Raw genomic sequence first — 16,296 nt, 5'->3', positions numbered from 1 at the left:
CCGATGCTCAGAAGGCGGAAAGGTTGGGGCGCAGTCCGCCGTCGACGAACTCGGATCGCAGGATGCCTCGCCGGCGGAGGATCGGGACGAGGTCGTCGAGCGCGCGGTGGAGCGTGACGGGGTGGAGGTCGCCGGAGAAGATCAGGCCGTCGTTGCCGGCGTCGTCGCCGAGCGCTTCGATGAGGTCGGCGAGCTCATCGGCGGTACCGACGGTGCCGCTGATGCCGTCTCCGATGCGGCCCAGTCGCGCTTTGCCCGCGAGGATCTCGCGCAGCGGAACACCGTCGAACGAATCGAACCGGCCGCGGAGGCCTTTGATGGTGCCCTGGGACACGTGCTGCCCGAAGACCTCGTCGGGGTTGAGGGGTCGGTCGAGGTCGAGGGCGGTGAGGTCGGTCTCCAGGTCACTTGACCACGCCTCGGCGACCTCGAGGAGCGCTGCGTCGGTCGGGTGAGCGGACGCTTCGACGATGCGGTCGGCTTCCTCCCGACTCGCCGCGACGATGGGCTTGAACACGAAAAGCACCTTGATGTCGGACACATCGCGCCCGTGCGCAGCGGCCGCCGTCTGCACCTTGGTGCGGTACGAACGCACGCTCTCCACATCGAGGTTGGACAGGGCGAGTTGGATCTGCGAGTTGCGACCCGCGAAGTCGATACCGCGCGGGGAGCCGCCCGGTGATGCGACGACGGGGTCGCCGTGGGGGAGTGGTTCGGCATTGAGCGGGCCGTCGAACGAGAAGTAGCGGCCTCGGTGCTGCACGGCCGTGATCTTGGTGCCGTCGGCGTATACCTGAGTGCGGGGGTTGGCGATGAGAGCCTCATCGCCCCAGCTGTGCCACAGCAGGTTCAAGGCGTCCAGCCACTCCTGCGCGCGGTCGTAGGCTTCGTCGTGTGGGAGTCGCTCCGCCCCGAAGTGGTGGGCGCTGCCGACGTCGGTGACCACATTGAGCCCCAGCCGGCTCGAGCTCAGGTGCTGCAGCGATGCGAACTGGCGCGCGGCGAGGTACGGCGGGTAGGCGCCGGCGTTCACGGTCGGGATCACGCCGAGGTGCCGGGTCGCGGCGAAGAGGTACGGAGCGAGCGTCCACGGGTCGTGCTTGGGCCCGCCGTACGCCTTGCGCACGCGGAGGTTCAGGGTCTCCGGGGTGATGCCCACCGAGAGCGCGTCCTCGATGAGCACGAAGTCGAAGCCGGCCTGCTCGAGCTCCCGCGCCGACTGCTGGTACAGATCCGGCTTCTGCCACGCGTAGTTCCACTCGTGGTAAGAGCGTGCCCAGCCCTGCGGGCCGAAGCCGCGGGAGAGGAACCAGCCGAAGTGCTGTTGACGGGTCATACGATTCCTGCCTCGCGGAGAAGGCTTGCGGCGGTCACGGACGCGAGCGCTTGGTCGAGATCGGCGATGAGGTCGTCGGGATCCTCCAGCCCGATGGACAGTCGCAGCAGACCCTCGCCGATGCCGCTGGCGGCCAGCTGCTGCGAGTCCCGGAGCACATGCGTGGTGGTTGCGGGATGAAGGACGAGGGAGCGGACATCGCCGAGGTGAGTCATACGCGTGAAGATGCGCAGCGCATCGGTGAACGTGCGTGCCGCGGTCCGGCCACCGCGCACCGTCACCGCGAACACCGACCCCTGCCCTCGAGGCAGATACCGCCGAGCGAGGTCATGGTGGAGGCTGGATTCCAGACCGCTGTAATCGACCGACTCGACGGCAGAATGCTGCTCCAGCCAGCGCGCGAGTTTCAGCGCCGTCTCCGACTGCCGCTGCACGCGCAGCGAAAGCGTCTCGATCCCCTGCAGGATCAGGAAGGCGTTCAGCGGCGAGGGGGCAGGGCCGTACCGCATGGCCGTCCGGCGGGCGAAGTCGAGAAACGCGCTGCGTCCCGAGCGCTCGACGACCGTGAGCCCGTCGGGCCCGCGTTCCTGCGACAGCTGCGGGTAGGCATCCGTCCGCTCCGCCCAGTCGAACCGCCCGTTGTCGACGATGACTCCGCCCAAGACCGTGCCGTGACCGGCGAGGAATTTGCTGGCCGAGTGGACGACGACGTCGGCGCCGTGCTCGAGCGGACGCACGAGGTAGGGCGTCGCGAGCGTGTTGTCCACGACCAGCGGGAGGCCGTGAGCGTGCGCGAGCGCCGCAATCGCGGCGATATCGAGCACGTCGTTCTTGGGGTTGGGGATGGACTCCGCGAAGAGGAGGCGGGTGCGGGGACGGATCCCCGCTTCCCACGCGTCGGGTGAGTTCGGTTCTTCGACGAAGTCGACGTCCACGCCGAGACGGGCGAGGTCGTCGCGCAGGAGTTCACGGGTGCCTTCGTAGATGCTCGACGATGACAGGACGTGGTCGCCGGCGCGGACCAGTGAGAGCAGAGTGGTGGCGACGGCCGCCTGGCCGCTGCCGACGAGGACGGCACCGATGCCGGACTCCAGATCGGCGATGCGGCGCTCGGCGGCGGCGTTGGTGGGATTGCCCACACGCGTGTAGCTGAAACCGTCGTCGGTGCCCGCGAATCGCGCGTGGCCCTGGTCGAAGTCATCGAACTCGAAGCCTGCGGTGAGATAGATGGGAGTCGCGCGGGGGCGGTGCGGACCGTGGGCCTCCGCGCCCGCGTGGAGTTGGCGGGTCGAGAACCCGAGGCGCCCGGCGGATTCGGTGATCGTCACGCGGACACCACCGTCGGGGTGACGCGGGCGGGGCGGGTGAGACCGAGCCGCTCGCGCAGCGTGGTCTCCTCGTAGGCGGTGCGCGTCAGTCCGCGGCGCTGCAGCTCGGGAACGACAAGGTCGACGAAACTCTCGAACCCGTATGGCTGGGTGAGGGCCTGGACGACGAACCCGTCCGCCGCACCGGACTCGAACCGCTCCTGCACGTCGTCGGCGATGGACGTCGCCGTGCCGACGGACACAGACTCCCAGAACGACTCGGCGTACAGGTCGCGTGGGGTGAGGCGCTCGCCCGAGAGCAGCCGCGCGACGCGGCGGTTCGGCGACTGCGACTCGTTCGCGATGTCGGTGTCGGGGACGAAGGCGATGGCGGCGTCCGGGTCGGCGGGAAGCGTCTGGCCGATGGAGTGTGCCACGTCCTCCACGATGATCGCCGGGGGGGTGGACGCGAGGATCTCCTCGGCCAACTCCCGCGCATCCCGTTCGGTCTCGGCGACGACGGGACGCAGCGACGGCAGGATCGCGACATCCTCGGGTCGGCGGCCGTGCGCCACGACGCGCTCCTTCAACCCGGCGTAGAACGCCTGCGCGTCGGCGAGTGGAAGCGGGCGTGCGAAGACGGCGTCGGCGGTCGCGGCAGCCAGCTCCTGTCCGGCGGCCGACCCGCCCGCCTGGAACAGCACCGGGTAGCCTTGCGGCGGCCGGGTGACGTTGAGCGGGCCGCGGACGGTGAAGTGCGTGCCGCGGTGGTCCGCGACGTGCAGCTTCTTGGCATCCGCGAACAGGCCGCTCTCCCGGTCGGCGAGGATCGCGTCATCGGCCCAGCTGTCCCACAGCTGCTGCACCACCCGCACGAACTCCTCTCCGCGCTCGTAGCGCAGCGAGTGGTCGAGGTGGTCGTCGCCGCCGAAGTTGCGGGCCTCCTCGTCGTACCGGGAGGTCACCAGGTTCCACGCCGCGCGACCCCGGCTGATGTGGTCGAGCGAGGCAATGGCACGGGCGACATGGAACGGCTCGTTGTAGGTCGTCGAGATGGTCGCGGCCAGCCCGATCCGGCTGGTCCGGACGGCGAGGGCCGACAGCAAGGTCAGCGGCTCGAGGCGGGTCTGCCCGTAGTGGTCCACGCCCGAGGGGAACCGGTCCCAGAGGTACAGTCCGTCGGCGAGGAAGATCGTGTCGAAGACGCCACGCTCGGCCGTCTCGGCGAAGCGCGCGTAGTAGTCGATGTCGACATGCCGGTGCGGCTCGGCGGTGCGGTGTCGCCACCCCGAGACATGGGATCCGCCGGGGTGGAAGAGGAATGCTCCGAGAAGCAGTCGACGGGTCATGCGGCAGTCCTCCGTGCGGGTCGGGCGAGGCCGAGGTTCTCGCGGAGGGTGTCGCCGGCGTACTCGGCCGGGTAGACACCGGCGTCGGTCAGGCGGGGCACGATGTCGGCCACGAAGCGGTCGAGGGTGTCGGGCAGGGTGGGGGACATCAGGATGAACCCGTCCGCGGCGCCGCGCTCATACCGATCGACGAGGTGCGCCGCGAGCGTGTCGGGAGTGCCTAGTGTGAAGCGGCGTCGCAGCACATCCCACGCCAGTTCGCGGATCGTGTAGGGACGTTGTGCGAGGAGCGCGGCGATCGACTGGTAGCCCGACTTGGACTGATTGAATCCGTCGAGGTCGAAATCGAACGTGAACGGCTCGTCGACGTCGCGCTCGCCGAGATCGGTCCCGAGGTAGTGGGCGAGAAGGTCGACCTGGACCTGCCCGGGGGTGAGGTCCGCAAGCTCGCGGAATCGTTCCTCAGCTTCGGCTTCGGTGCTGCCGATGATGGGTGAGAACCAAGGCAGCACCTTCAGGTCGTCCTCGGCGCGTCCTGCCGAGACCGCGCGCTTCTTGTAGTCGCGGTACAGAGCCAGTCCGGAGTCGAGGTCGCCACCGCCGAGAGTGAAGACGGCGTCCGCGGTGCGTCCGGCCAAGTCACGGCCGGCTTCGGAGGCGCCGGCCTGGAAAAGCGGTGGATGCCCCTGCACCGGTCGTGGGATGTTGAGAGGCCCGCGGACGGCGAAGTGCTCTCCGTGGTGGTTCAGAACAGACAGCTTGGCGCGGTCGGCGTACAGGCCGGACTGTTTGTCGAATAGGAACGCGTCATCGTCCCAGCCGTCCCACAGTCCGTTGACGACATCGACGAATTCGGCGCCGCGCCGGTAGCGCAGACCATGCTCCAGGTGCACGTCACGGCCGAAGTTGCGTGCTTCCTCGTCGCTCGCGCTGGTGACAAGATTCCAGGCCGCACGGCCGCCGCTGATGTGGTCGAGGGAGGCGAGCTTGCGGGCGACGTGGTACGGCTCGTTGTAGGTGGTCGACACGGTCGCGGCCAGGCCGATGCGGTCGGTGACCTGCGACAACGCGCTCAGCAGCGTGAACGGCTCGAGGCGCACGTTGACGCCATGGTCGATGCCCGAGCGGAACCGGTCCCAGACATACAGTTCGTCCGCGAGGAACAGTGTGGCGAATCGGCCGGCTTCGGCGGTCTGCGCGAAGCGCGTGTAGTAGTCGAGGTCGAGGTACGCCTCGGGTTCGGAGCCCCGCGCGCGCCACCCGGTGATGTGCTCGCCGCCCGGGTAGAAGATACCGGCGGCGAAGACCAGAGGTGCCCGGCTCACGCGGCGACCGCCGTGCGACGGGCGCGGGCGAGTTCCGGGGCGACCTCACCGGCGAAGAGTGCGAGGGCCGCTTTCTGCTGGTCCACGTCCCGGTATAGACCATCGAGCTGCAGCTGGATCTGCGTCGTATGCGGGAACGCGGGGTGGCCCGCGATGGAGGCGGCGATGTCCGCCGCGGTGCCGTAGTGCAGGTTGAGCCGATCCGCGATATCCCCGGTGGAGTCGGCCCTCGGCAGGAAGTCTTTGGCCCACTCCCATTTGGCGACGAGGCCCGGCTCGGCCAGGCGCAGTGCCTCGTCGCGGTCGCGGGCCGGGAAGATCCACGTCGACAGGCCGACGCGGGGTGCTGCGCCTTCTCTCAGCCCCCGGTGGTAGGCGGCCGCCGAGACTTCACCGGGCACCACCTGCGTGGTGCCGATGAGGACGCCTTCGCCGCGGCGTCCGGTTTCGAACGCGCTCTGTTCGGTCAGCGTCGCGTGCCAGATCCGGTCGGCGAGACCTGGCCGTGCGGGCGCGAGCACTTCGCCGTCGGGGGTGAGCGTCTCGCCCCGGAGTGCGGCGATCAGGTGGTCGACGGACGTGAGGTAGGCGCGACGGCTCCCCTCCCGGTCGTCGATGCGACGGATGCCGAAAGCCTCCGCGATCTGCGGCTGCCCGCCGTTGGCCAGACCCAGCTCGACGCGTCCGCCGCTCACTGCGTCCAGCACGGCTGCGTCCTCCGCAACCCGGAGCACCTGTTCGAGTGGCAGTGTCACCGCAGCAGTTCCCAGGCGGAGCGTGGTGGTGCGGGCGGCGAGGGCCCCGAGGAAGACGAAGGGCGACGGCAGGCCTCCCAGTCGGCCGGCAGTGGGGCGCGCGAGGTGGAACTGGCGCACCCAGGCGGACTCGACGCCCACGCTCTCCGAGTACTCGAACAGGTCGAGGTAGTCGAGGTATGTCTGCTCGACGCTGCCGCGGTGTTCGGCCAGGTGCGCGAACAGCCCGACGGGCAGCGTGGAACGCGCCGCAGCGAGGTGGTCGTTCGAGGTCATGCCGGTCACGGTAGGACGGCCGCGCGACCGTGCGGTGGTCCGTTCGTCATGCAAGGTCATGCGCAGTCATCGCCAGCAATCCAGGTGCGGGGCACCCGGCGGGGGTCTTTCCTGGATCGGTCGACCCACCGCAGCATCCCGGAGGAGCCATGTCCGCGAAGAACACCGCCGTCCATCCGCGATCCAGCGACGCCTTGGTGCGCCGCCCGCCCGCCACGTCTCCGACATGGGCGTGGGAACCCAGCCAGCGGTGGCTCCGCGGTTATCTGGGTGACACCGCGGTCGTCGAGAGCCGACGCGCCATCCTGGTGTGGGAGCCCGGCGCCAAGGTGCCCGAGTACGGCTTCCCGCTCGACGACGTGCGCACCGACCTGCTCGTCCCGGGTGATGCTCCTGCCTCCGACTACTACCGTCCGAGGCTGCCCGCCCGCCACTGGTTCGACTTGGTGGACGGAGAACGCCGGGTGCCGGCGGCGGCGTGGACGTGGGATCTCGACGAGCTCGACGGCTTCATCGCGGTCACATGGTTCCCCGACGTGCTCGACGGGTGGACCGAGGAGGACGAGCCCGTCTTCGCCCACCCTCGCGATCCGCGCAACCGCGTCGACGCTCTCACGTCCAGTCGGCACGTCGTCGTGCGCGAAGGCGACCGGGTCCTCGCGGACTCGCATGCGCCGGTCATCGTCTACGAGACGGGGCTGCCGCCTCGGTACTACCTCCCGCGGACCGACATCGTGTGGTCCGCGCTGCGCGCAATCTCCTCGTGGAGCGAGTGCCCGTACAAAGGGCGAGCCACCGACTACTGGGCTTCCGCGTCAGGCCCGGACCGCGAGATCGCATGGTCGTACCCGGCTCCGCTGCCGGTCGTCGCGCCCATTGCGGGGCTCGTCGCCTTCTACTCCGAGCGCGTCACGGTCGAGGTGGACGGGGTCATTGCGGGCCGTGTGAACGTGCATGACGCCTCGTGACATCCAGTGACTCTCGGCGTCACCGGCGCTTGGCCGCCGCCTCCGCGCCGTTCCACTATCGCTGACCACAGCTTCACGTGCGGTCGATCCCTCGCCCGCACGTCCACCCGAGAGGAACCACATGTCCCACGTCACTGACCGCCGCGTCCCACGGGGCGCTCTCGCCGCGCTCGCGGTCGGCGCCCTCGCCCTGGGCCTGACGGCGTGCGCCACGTCCGAGGCGGGCGGCTCCGCCACCGACTCCGGCGCCGAAGCGGTCTACCGCCTGCCCATCTCCGACCCGGGCACCGAGATCGACCCGCTGACCGTCGCGGACTACAACGCCCAGATCATCACCGGCCTGGTCACCGAGCCCCTGGTGAGCCTGGACGCCGCCGGCGACCTCAACCCCAGGCTGGCCACGGACTGGTTCGCATCCGAGGACGGGCTCACCTGGACGGTGACCCTGCGGGACAGTGCCGAGTTCAACGACGGCGACCCGGTGACGTCGGAGGACGTCGTGGCGACCTTCGACTCGATCACCGGCGAGGACAGCCTGTCTCCGGGTCGCAGCGCGTTCGACGGCATCCTCGCCTCCGTGTCCGCGGCCGACGAGCAGACCGTGGAATTCACGCTCGAGCGGCCGTTCTCGGACTTCCCGCTTCTTCTCACCGGAACCAACACGGGAATCCTCCCCGCGGACTACGAGCCGGGGACCTGGTTGGACGAACCGGTCGGCGCGGGACAGTTCCTGCTCGAGGACTACACGGTCGGGCAGGGTGCGACCTATGTGAAGAACCCGGACTACTGGAACGCCGACAACATCCTGCTGGACGGTGTGGAGCTCAAGGTCTACGGCGACACGCAGGCGCAGCTCCTCGCCTTCCAGGCGGGAGAGATCGATCGGATCGCGCTCACCTCCGATGTCGCCTCCACCGTCGACAAGGCTGACTACAGCGTCATCTCGTCCGGCTACAACAAGATCGACGGCATCTTCCTCGACGTCACCACGGCGCCGTTCGACGACCCGTCGGTGCGTGAAGCGCTCGCGTGGGCCATCGACCGCCAGGGCCTCATCGACGACGTGTACGAGGGCAACGCGGATATCGCGAACGACACCACGTTCTTCCCCGACTACGACCCGCAGCCGGCCGGCCTCAAGCAGCGCGAGCAGGACCTCGACCGGGTGGCCGAGCTGCTGGACGGCCGCACTGTCGCTTTCACCATCACCACCGCGAACCAGCTGTTCGGTGAGGTGCTGCAGCAACAGCTGAACGCCATCCCCGGCTTCCAGGTCGAGCTGGAAGTGCTCACCAGCGAGCAGTACTACGCCGACGGTGACAGCACCCCGTGGCTGAACGCACCGGTGACGGTCACGAACTGGGCGAAGCGCGTGCCGTCGCAGTATGTCTCGCTCATCTACGCCGCCGACGCCGCGTGGAACGCGTCGCATTACGCCAACCCCGAGATCGAGCAGCTCACGGCCGAGTTCGACGCCACCACCGACGAGGCGAAGCGGCAGGATCTCGCCGATCAGATCGCCGAGATCCAGTGGACCGACCTGCCGGTCATCGTTCCTGCGTTCTCGAAGGCACAGTCGCTGCAGGACCCGCGGGTGGAGGGCGAGTTCGCCGGCGCGCTCGACTTCTACACCGGGTTCGACTTCTCCGGTATCTCGATCTCGGAGTGACCCCGATGTCCGTCAGCCCTCGCCTCGACAGCGGTCCCCGCCTCGGGCGGGGGCTGGCGGTGCTCGGAGCGAGACACCGCGGTACCCCGGCGTTGGTCGGGCGACGCCTTCTGCAGATCCCCGCCGTTCTCTTCGTGGTGTCCGTCCTCGTGTTCTGGCTCATCCAGATCGTGCCGGGCGATCCGGGCCGCAACGCGCTCGGGCCCTACGCAAGCGCGGAGCAGGTTGCCGAGTGGAACGCCGCCCGTGGCCTGGACGGCAGCGTCATCGAGCGGTATCTGTCGTGGATCGGCGGCTTCTTCGTGGGGCAGTGGGGCACCAGCATCGTTTACGGGGAGTCGGTGCGAGAGCTGATCCTGGAGCGCTTGGGTAACTCCGTCGCGCTGGGCGTGTTCGCGTTCCTCATCCTGGTGCCGCTGGCGATCGGCATCGGGGTGGTACAGGCGCGCCGGGAGGGATCGCGCACGGACCGGGCGTTCACGGTGGGCCTCATGTCGCTGGCGTCCGTGCCGGAGTTCGTCATGGGCGTCGTGCTGCTGATCGTGTTCGGGTTGATCTTCCCGATTCTGCCGATTCAGTCCGGCGATGCCGTCGGCGCCGGGTTCCTGCCCCAGCTGCGCGCCATGACGCTGCCGGCGCTGACGCTGGCCTTCGGATACCTGTCCGTACTCGCACGGATGACCCGCAGCGGGGTCATCGAGACCACCGGTTCGCAGTTCTACCGGACCGCGGTCATCAAGGGTCTCCGGGGCGGCGACCTGTTCCGCCGTCACGTCGCGCGCAACGCTCTCATCCCCACCATCTCTCTGCTCGGTGTCTACCTCGGCGCGCTCCTGGGAGGCAGCGCGGTCGTCGAGACCCTGTTCGGCTACCCCGGCCTGGGGGAGCTGCTGGTCACCGCCACCCAGAAGAAGGACGTCTTCGTGCTGGTCGCGGGCGTCATGGTCACCGGTCTCATCTCGCTCATCGCCCTGCTGGTCACCGACCTGGTCTTCACCATCGTGGATCCGCGGGTCCGCTTCACAGGAAAGGGCTGACGTGGCCGCAGACGTCCTCGCCTCCGATCACATCGCCGTCGCCGCTGCCGACCGCGCCACGCCTGGTGCGGGCATCCCGAGCGGGTGGGCTGCGCTGCTGCGGCGCCCGACGTTCGTCCTCAGCGCGCTCGTCATCGTGTGGTGGGTCGTCGTCGCCATCGGCTGGCGCTGGTTCGGCATCGACCCCTTCGCCAACACGGGCGTGAAGCTCGCGCCGCCCAGCCCGGAGCACTGGCTCGGCACCGACCGCATCGGACGTGACGTTCTCGCCCGGGTGCTCGCCGGCGCAGAATCCGCGCTCATCGTCGCACCCCTGGGCACGGCACTGGCGACCGTGCTCGGCGCGACCCTCGGATTGGTCGCCGGATACCGCCGCGGCTGGGTCGACCAGCTGTTCATGCGCTCGTTCGACGTGTTCCTCGCCCTCCCCACACTCATCTTCCTGCTCGTCGTCGTCGGTGCCTTCGGCAGCAGCCCGCTCGTCCTCGCGCTCGCCATAGGAGTGCTGTTCGCGCCCGGCATCGCGCGCATCATCCGCGCCGAGGTCCTCGTCGAGATGGGGAAGGACTACGTGACCAGCGCGCAGGTGCAAGGCGAGCGGACCGGGCGCATCCTCGGCCGCGAGCTGCTTCCCAACGTGTGGCCGCAGGTCGTGGTACAGGCGACACTGAGCATCGGCGGGGCGGTCTTCGTCGCATCGTCTCTCTCGTTTCTCGGCCTGGCCGCCGCGCCACCATCCCCCGACTGGGGGCTGGCGGTCAGCGAGAACCGCGCGTATCTGCAGGGCGCCTGGTGGACGCTCGTCTTCCCGACCCTCGCCATCGCGTCTCTCGTCGTCTCGGTGAACCTTCTCGCCGACAACCTCAAGGAGGTGCTGCGCCGATGACGGAGGTCGTCACCGCCCGCGGACTGACCATCGACTACCGGGTCGAGGGCAGGTTGCGCCGCGCCGTCGAAGGAGTGGACTTCGAGATCCACGAGGGCGAGTCCTACGGGCTGGTCGGTGAGTCCGGCTCGGGCAAGAGCACCATCGCCCTCGCCCTGACGCGCTACCTTCCGGCGGGCGCACGCGTCGACGCGCAACGCCTGGACGTCGCGGGCAAAGACCTCCGACTGCTCGCAGGCTCCGACCTCCGCCGGTTCCGCCGAAATCACATCGGGGTGGTCTACCAAGAGCCGTCCCGCGCCCTCAACCCCACCTCGACCGTGGGCGCCCAGGTCGCGGAAGCGTACGCGCTCCGCGGGCCCGACGACCGGGCGGCCGTCCGTGCAGCGACGCTCCGGTCATTCGAAGAGGTCGGGCTACCCGACCCCGCCGCGCTCGCCGCGCGCTATCCGCACGAACTCTCCGGCGGACAGCAGCAACGAGTCATGATCGCGATGGCGCTCGCCGCCCGACCGCGGCTGCTCATTCTGGATGAGCCGACCACCGGCCTCGACAGCCAGGTGCAGGCCGGCGTGCTCGCTCTCGTCCGTGGGCTTCAGTCCGAGCTGGGATTCGCGAGCCTGTTCATCAGTCACGACCTGCCGCTCGTCGCCTCGCATTGCGACCGGGTCGGAGTCCTCGAACGCGGCCGGCTCGTCGAGACCGCACAGTCCGATGATCTGCTCGCTCAGCCCGCCCACGCCTACACCCGCTCACTCATTCGAGCGATTCCACACCTCGACGGCTCAGCCCGGACTCCGCTGGTCGGGGCCCCGCCGCTGCTTCGCGCGACCGGGCTGACCAAGAGCTACGGCGCCCACCTCGCCCTCGACGGCGTCGACCTGCACATCGGAAGGGGAGAGACGCTCGGGGTCGTGGGGGAGTCCGGCAGCGGCAAGACCACCCTCGGGCGAGTCGTCGCGGGACTGACGTCCTTCCACGGCGACGTCACGATCGACGCGCCCACGGCGCCCCCACCGGTGCAGATCGTCTTCCAAAGTCCCGACGCGTCACTCAATCCTCGCCGGACCGTCCGGCAGACCCTGCGCCGGGCGATACAGCTGCTCGGCGGGGACACCACACTCGAGGAGCTCCTCGCTTCCACAGGACTCAGCACCGATACCCTCGACAAGCTCCCCAAGGAGCTCTCCGGTGGTCAGAAGCAGCGCGTCGCAATCGCTCGCGCCTTCGCCGGACAGGCGTCCCTCATCATCTGCGACGAACCCACCTCCGCCCTCGACGTCAGCGTCCAATCCACCGTCCTCGACCTGCTCACCGACCTTCAAGAGCGAACGGGCGTCTCGTACCTCTTCATCTCGCACGACCTCGCAGTCGTCCGTCGGATCTCCCACCGGATCGCCGTCATGCGACACGGACGCGTGCTTGAGACAGCACCCGCCGACGACATCTTCGGTCTCGCACAGCATCCGTACACTCGCGCGCTCGTCGCCGCCGCGCGGCACGACCGACCGGCACCCGAGGTCGACGGCGCGAACACGACTGCCCAGGAACTTGCCGGCGCGGCGCGATGACCGACACCAGACCCGCCGGCGAGCCGGGTCGAGCCCTGCCCGCGGTCGCGGTCGCCGTCTCGGTGCTCCTGTGGTCCACAACCTACGTGCTCAGCGACCTCGTTCTGGTCACCGCGTCGCCCGCGGTGCTGTCGGAGCTGCGGCTCGTGCTCGCGTTGCCGCTCATGTGGGTGTTGCTCCGGCTTCGTCGGCGCAGCGCAGGGCGCGAGCTGTGGGCGGCCCTCCGTAGGCCGACGACGCTCATCCTCGGCCTCACGGGCGTCGCCCTCTTCTACCTGCCCAGCAATCTGGGGCTTTCCATCTCCACCCCGGGAACTGCTTCGGTCATGTCGGCGACGCTGCCGGTGCTCACGGCCCTGTTCGCCTGGACCTTCATCGGTGAACGCCCCACCCCACCAGTCATCTGCGGACTCGCGCTCACGACCGTCGGCATCGTCTTGGCCAGCGCGGGATCAATTCAGCCGGGGTTCGGCGCTGTGCTGCTGGTCGCAGGACTCGCGTCCTACGCCGCCTACACCGTTCTCCTTCGCTGGCTCGGCTCCGCGCCCGCAGCTCCTGCGCGACCGACGACCGATGCGCTGACCCTGGCAACAGCGACCGCTGTATGGGGATCACTGCTCCTCATGCCGTGGGTGGGATGGGAAGTCGCCAGCGGCGTCGCCACGTTCCCCGTGGGCGTGGCGAGCTGGTCGAGCATGCTGTTCCTCGCGCTGGTCGTGACCGGTCCGACCATGGCCCTGTACAACTACGGGGCGGAGCGGGTGCCCGCTGCGGTGGCGGGCACCGCGACGGCCGTGGTCCCCGTTCTCGGGTACGCCTACGCGCTGCTCCTCGGGGAGCCCCTCGTCCTCGTCAACGTCACGGGGGCAGGGCTGGCATTCCTCGGCGTCGCGCTCGCAACCGTTCCCTGGCGTTCTCGTTCGCGCGGGTCCGCAGACTCAAGCCTGCCGGCGCCGCCGGTCGTCACCGCCGCGGGTTCGCGGCCCCACTATGAAGGAGCAAGACAATGAGTCAGATCGCTGACATCGAGCGCTCGGAGCGAGCGGTCGAAGAAGGGCTCGTGCGACTGGTCCCGTCCGACAAGACGCTCGAAGTGCGTCACGGCGACACGGTGGTGGCATCGTCGTCGCGCGTGGTCGAACTGCACGAGGTCGACGTGCCGGTGCGCTACTACTTCCCCCGCGAGGACGTGCGGCTGGATGTGCTCACGCCCGTCGAGTCGGTCACGTACTGCCCGTTCAAGGGCGTCGCCAGCGACTACTGGCGTCTCGCCGGTGCCGACAGCGACGGGGAACCCGTCGCCTGGTCGTACCCTGAGCCGTTCCCCGCTTTCGCCGACATCGCCGGTCACGTCGCCTTCTACGACGTCCTCCCCGTCACCGTCGTCTCATGACCGGCACCGCGACGCGGGTGCCCCGTGGCCTGGACGCGGGCGCCGGCGTCGCGGTCCGGATCCGCCACTCCGAAGGCGGGGGCGCACACGGCTACTTCGAGGTCACCCACGACGTCAGCGGTTTCACCCGTGCCTCCGTCTTCCAGCCGGGCGTGCGCGTCCCGACGCTGGTGCGATTCTCGAGCACCCTCGGCTTCCACTCGTCACCCGACGTCTGGCGCGACATCCGCGGCTTCGCGGTCAAGTTCTTCACCGAAGCCGGCGAATACGACCTCGTCGGCAAGAACTCACCCATCTTCTTCCTCAACGACGACCGCGCCTTCTCTCACCTGGTTGTCGCGCAGAAGCTGTATCCGGCCGACGGACGGCGGGCGCGGTTCGACCTCGACAGGCTGTGGAAATTCTGGCTGCAGCATCCCGAATCCGCCCACCAAGTGACCTGGCTGCTGGGCGACCGCGGCATCCCACGGTCGTGGCGGCACCAGGACGGCTTCGGCACCCACACGTTTCGGTGGGAGAACGCGGACGGCGAAGCCTTCTGGGTGAAGTGCCACTTTCGCTCTGAGCAAGGAACTGCTCACCTCACCGCGGAGGACATCGCGGAGCTCGACGTCGCCGAGGCCACGTACTACCGCGGCGACCTCCGCGCCGCCATCGACCGCGGCGACCACCCGGCCTGGCGACTTCATGTTCAGGTGATGTGGGAGGCAGACGCCGCCGCCCACCGATTCAACCCGTTCGACATCACGAAGCTCTGGCCCACGTCCGACGTCCCGCCGGTTCCCGTCGGACGGCTCGTCCTCGACAGCAACCCACGCGACGAGGTCGCCGAGATCGAACAGGCCGCCTTCGCGCCGGGGCGGTTCGTCCCCGGCGTCGGACCCAGCCCTGACCGTCTGCTTCACGCGCGCATGGTGGGCTACCCGACGTTCCACCGTCACCGCGTCACGACCCCCAACGCACCCGCACCAATGACGGATCCGGCCCCGGAGTTCGACGAGCTCGCATTATCGGAGGCGGCGCGACCACATCGCGACGATGACGACTTCGTGCAGGCGGGCACGCTCGTGCGGACGGTGCTCGACGACCCGGCTCGGCAGCGGCTGGCGGTGACAGCGGCTCAGCACATCCGCCCCCTCGTCGACCCCGACCTGCGCCTGCAGGTGCTCGACTACTGGCGCCGCGTCGACGGGACGCTCTCCAACCAGATTGCGGCACTTGCATGACGGGGCGTTTCGTCGTGTTGCGCCGGCGCGTGCGTGAAACCCGCCCGGCGGCGACCATTGACGCAGTCGCCAGGACGGAGCCGTGATGATTCAGTCGCTCGCAATCGCGCATGCTCTTTTTCTCGCCCATGACCCTCGGTACCTGCGAGAACGAGCCGAGGACGAGGCCCACCCCTCGCCCGTCGATCCCACCGATACCCCGGAGGCGTCGGCTCAGCTCATCACCCGCGTCTCCTGAGGGGAGCGCGCCGACTCCCGCTACGGAGTTCTCCAGCTGCTGCTCCCGCTGCAGCTCGTTGGAGTCGGCCGGCGGAATACGGCCCGGTCCTGCGCTGAACGTGCATTCCCCCGCGTGGCATCGATTGGTATGAACCCTGCCGCTACCTCTCTGTGCGGTTGGCACGTGACTGACTTGGCACCGATGACGCCGGTCGGGCAGTCGCGTTGAGATCGCCGAGGACTCACGTCGGACGCCGCGGTGCTACTCGCCGTCGCCGCGAGCGCCGCCGGGACCTCATTGCCGCTGCATTCCCTTGCGACGTGGTGGGTGCAACCAACTCGATCGACGGCATTGTTCTCGTGTTGCCGGCCGCCGGAGGTGTGCTCGCAGCCGGCGTCGCTGCAGTTGTCGCGATCAGAGCCATTGTGATGATGCGCACGGAACGGGGGGTCCTGTGCCGCGCTGTGACGACCGCTGCGAGTGGTCTGCCTGGCCCCGCGCCTGGTTTTCCCTGTAGTCCTTCTCATCGGGAGCCTTTGCTGACATCTGATGATCCCCATGCGGGCGACGAACGGAAGCCGCACCGTCGCCGCGCATCTCGGCGCATTGGCGATCCGCGGGCGCATGGACTCGGCCGTTCATCCGTCGACGACCAGTCGGATGACACAGCGAGGGCTGCGCGGATAGGTACGTTTGCGAGCGGCTGAGGCAGCGGTTGAGCCGGCTTCGACCCAGCCCGCCAGATGTTCGATCCGGAACAACGCGATCGGCGGTGTTCGCCTTAGTAGGGTTCGCAGGCGAGTCCGTCGCCGTCGCGGTCGAGGTCGTAGATGTCGCTGCCGACCACGCGTGCGATGCCGTTGAAGTAGGAGGGACCGTTGCCGCTGCCGCCGGCGCAGTCGACGTCGCTGTCGATCGGGACGCAGGCGTCGGCATAGTTGGAGTCACAGTTCCCGGCCGGGGCCGCAGGGGCGGGGG

At 69.0% G+C, this 16,296-nt stretch carries 13 protein-coding genes and 1 pseudogene; 8 read left to right on the top strand and 6 right to left on the bottom strand.

Features of this window, described 5'->3' with window-relative positions:
* Positions 1–7: 7 nt before the first annotated feature.
* Genes JNB61_RS04235 through JNB61_RS04215 form a run of 5 tightly spaced genes read right to left on the bottom strand, consistent with a single transcriptional unit; the run spans position 8 to position 6,348 of the window.
* The gene (locus JNB61_RS04235; protein ID WP_220288673.1) at positions 8–1,336 is read right to left on the bottom strand and encodes an LLM class flavin-dependent oxidoreductase; all 1,329 of its coding nucleotides are present in this window, start codon (positions 1,334–1,336) and stop codon (positions 8–10) included.
* A complete protein-coding gene (locus JNB61_RS04230) occupies positions 1,333–2,664 on the bottom strand; it encodes an O-acetylhomoserine aminocarboxypropyltransferase/cysteine synthase family protein (RefSeq protein ID WP_308289131.1) in 1,332 nt (443 codons plus the stop codon). Before JNB61_RS04230 ends, JNB61_RS04235 begins: the two co-directional genes overlap by 4 nt.
* Positions 2,661–3,992, bottom strand: coding sequence for an NtaA/DmoA family FMN-dependent monooxygenase (locus tag JNB61_RS04225; protein ID WP_220288674.1), 1,332 nt, complete (start codon positions 3,990–3,992; stop codon positions 2,661–2,663). The genes JNB61_RS04230 and JNB61_RS04225 overlap by 4 nt, the downstream gene beginning before the upstream one ends.
* The gene (locus JNB61_RS04220; RefSeq protein WP_220288675.1) at positions 3,989–5,317 is read right to left on the bottom strand and encodes an NtaA/DmoA family FMN-dependent monooxygenase; all 1,329 of its coding nucleotides are present in this window, start codon (positions 5,315–5,317) and stop codon (positions 3,989–3,991) included. The genes JNB61_RS04225 and JNB61_RS04220 overlap by 4 nt, the downstream gene beginning before the upstream one ends.
* Positions 5,314–6,348 (bottom strand): LLM class flavin-dependent oxidoreductase, encoded by a 1,035-nt coding sequence (locus tag JNB61_RS04215; protein ID WP_220288676.1) that lies wholly within the window; start codon positions 6,346–6,348, stop codon positions 5,314–5,316. The genes JNB61_RS04220 and JNB61_RS04215 overlap by 4 nt, the downstream gene beginning before the upstream one ends.
* Positions 6,349–6,497: 149 nt before the next feature.
* Here JNB61_RS04215 and JNB61_RS04210 point away from each other — a divergent pair, with 149 nt between their 5' ends.
* The 8 genes from JNB61_RS04210 (at position 6,498) to JNB61_RS04175 (ending at position 15,098) form a co-directional block, all read left to right on the top strand.
* Positions 6,498–7,316 carry a DUF427 domain-containing protein gene (locus JNB61_RS04210; RefSeq protein ID WP_220288677.1) on the top strand — a complete coding sequence of 273 codons (819 nt, stop codon included), beginning with the start codon at positions 6,498–6,500 and terminating at the stop codon, positions 7,314–7,316.
* Positions 7,317–7,437: 121 nt separating this feature from the next.
* Positions 7,438–8,985 carry an ABC transporter substrate-binding protein gene (locus JNB61_RS04205; protein WP_220288678.1) on the top strand — a complete coding sequence of 516 codons (1,548 nt, stop codon included), beginning with the start codon at positions 7,438–7,440 and terminating at the stop codon, positions 8,983–8,985.
* 5 nt (positions 8,986–8,990) lie between these two features.
* Complete coding sequence (locus JNB61_RS04200; RefSeq protein ID WP_220288679.1) at positions 8,991–10,022, top strand: ABC transporter permease; 1,032 nt, start codon at positions 8,991–8,993, stop codon at positions 10,020–10,022.
* 1 nt (position 10,023) lies between these two features.
* A complete protein-coding gene (locus JNB61_RS20445) occupies positions 10,024–10,908 on the top strand; it encodes an ABC transporter permease (RefSeq protein WP_220288680.1) in 885 nt (294 codons plus the stop codon).
* Positions 10,905–12,479, top strand: a complete 1,575-nt coding sequence (locus tag JNB61_RS04190) for an ATP-binding cassette domain-containing protein (protein WP_220338845.1) — start codon at positions 10,905–10,907, stop codon at positions 12,477–12,479. Before JNB61_RS20445 ends, JNB61_RS04190 begins: the two co-directional genes overlap by 4 nt.
* On the top strand, positions 12,476–13,489 hold the full coding sequence (locus tag JNB61_RS04185; RefSeq protein ID WP_220288682.1) for a DMT family transporter: 1,014 nt from the start codon (positions 12,476–12,478) through the stop codon (positions 13,487–13,489). Before JNB61_RS04190 ends, JNB61_RS04185 begins: the two co-directional genes overlap by 4 nt.
* Positions 13,486–13,872: a DUF427 domain-containing protein gene (locus tag JNB61_RS04180; RefSeq protein ID WP_220288683.1), complete on the top strand. Its 387-nt coding sequence runs from the start codon at positions 13,486–13,488 to the stop codon at positions 13,870–13,872. The genes JNB61_RS04185 and JNB61_RS04180 overlap by 4 nt, the downstream gene beginning before the upstream one ends.
* Positions 13,869–15,098 (top strand): catalase, encoded by a 1,230-nt coding sequence (locus JNB61_RS04175; protein WP_220288684.1) that lies wholly within the window; start codon positions 13,869–13,871, stop codon positions 15,096–15,098. Before JNB61_RS04180 ends, JNB61_RS04175 begins: the two co-directional genes overlap by 4 nt.
* Positions 15,099–16,099: 1,001 nt before the next feature.
* Here the strand turns inward: JNB61_RS04175 and JNB61_RS04170 are convergent.
* Positions 16,100–16,296 (bottom strand): annotated as a pseudogene (locus JNB61_RS04170) (G5 domain-containing protein); the annotation flags it as partial.

Source organism: Microbacterium ureisolvens (assembly GCF_019511645.1).
In the GTDB taxonomy this organism is placed as follows: domain Bacteria; phylum Actinomycetota; class Actinomycetes; order Actinomycetales; family Microbacteriaceae; genus Microbacterium; species Microbacterium ureisolvens_A.
The sequence above is the reverse complement of the archived record's forward strand: the minus strand, read 5'-3'. Positions and strand labels throughout refer to the sequence as shown.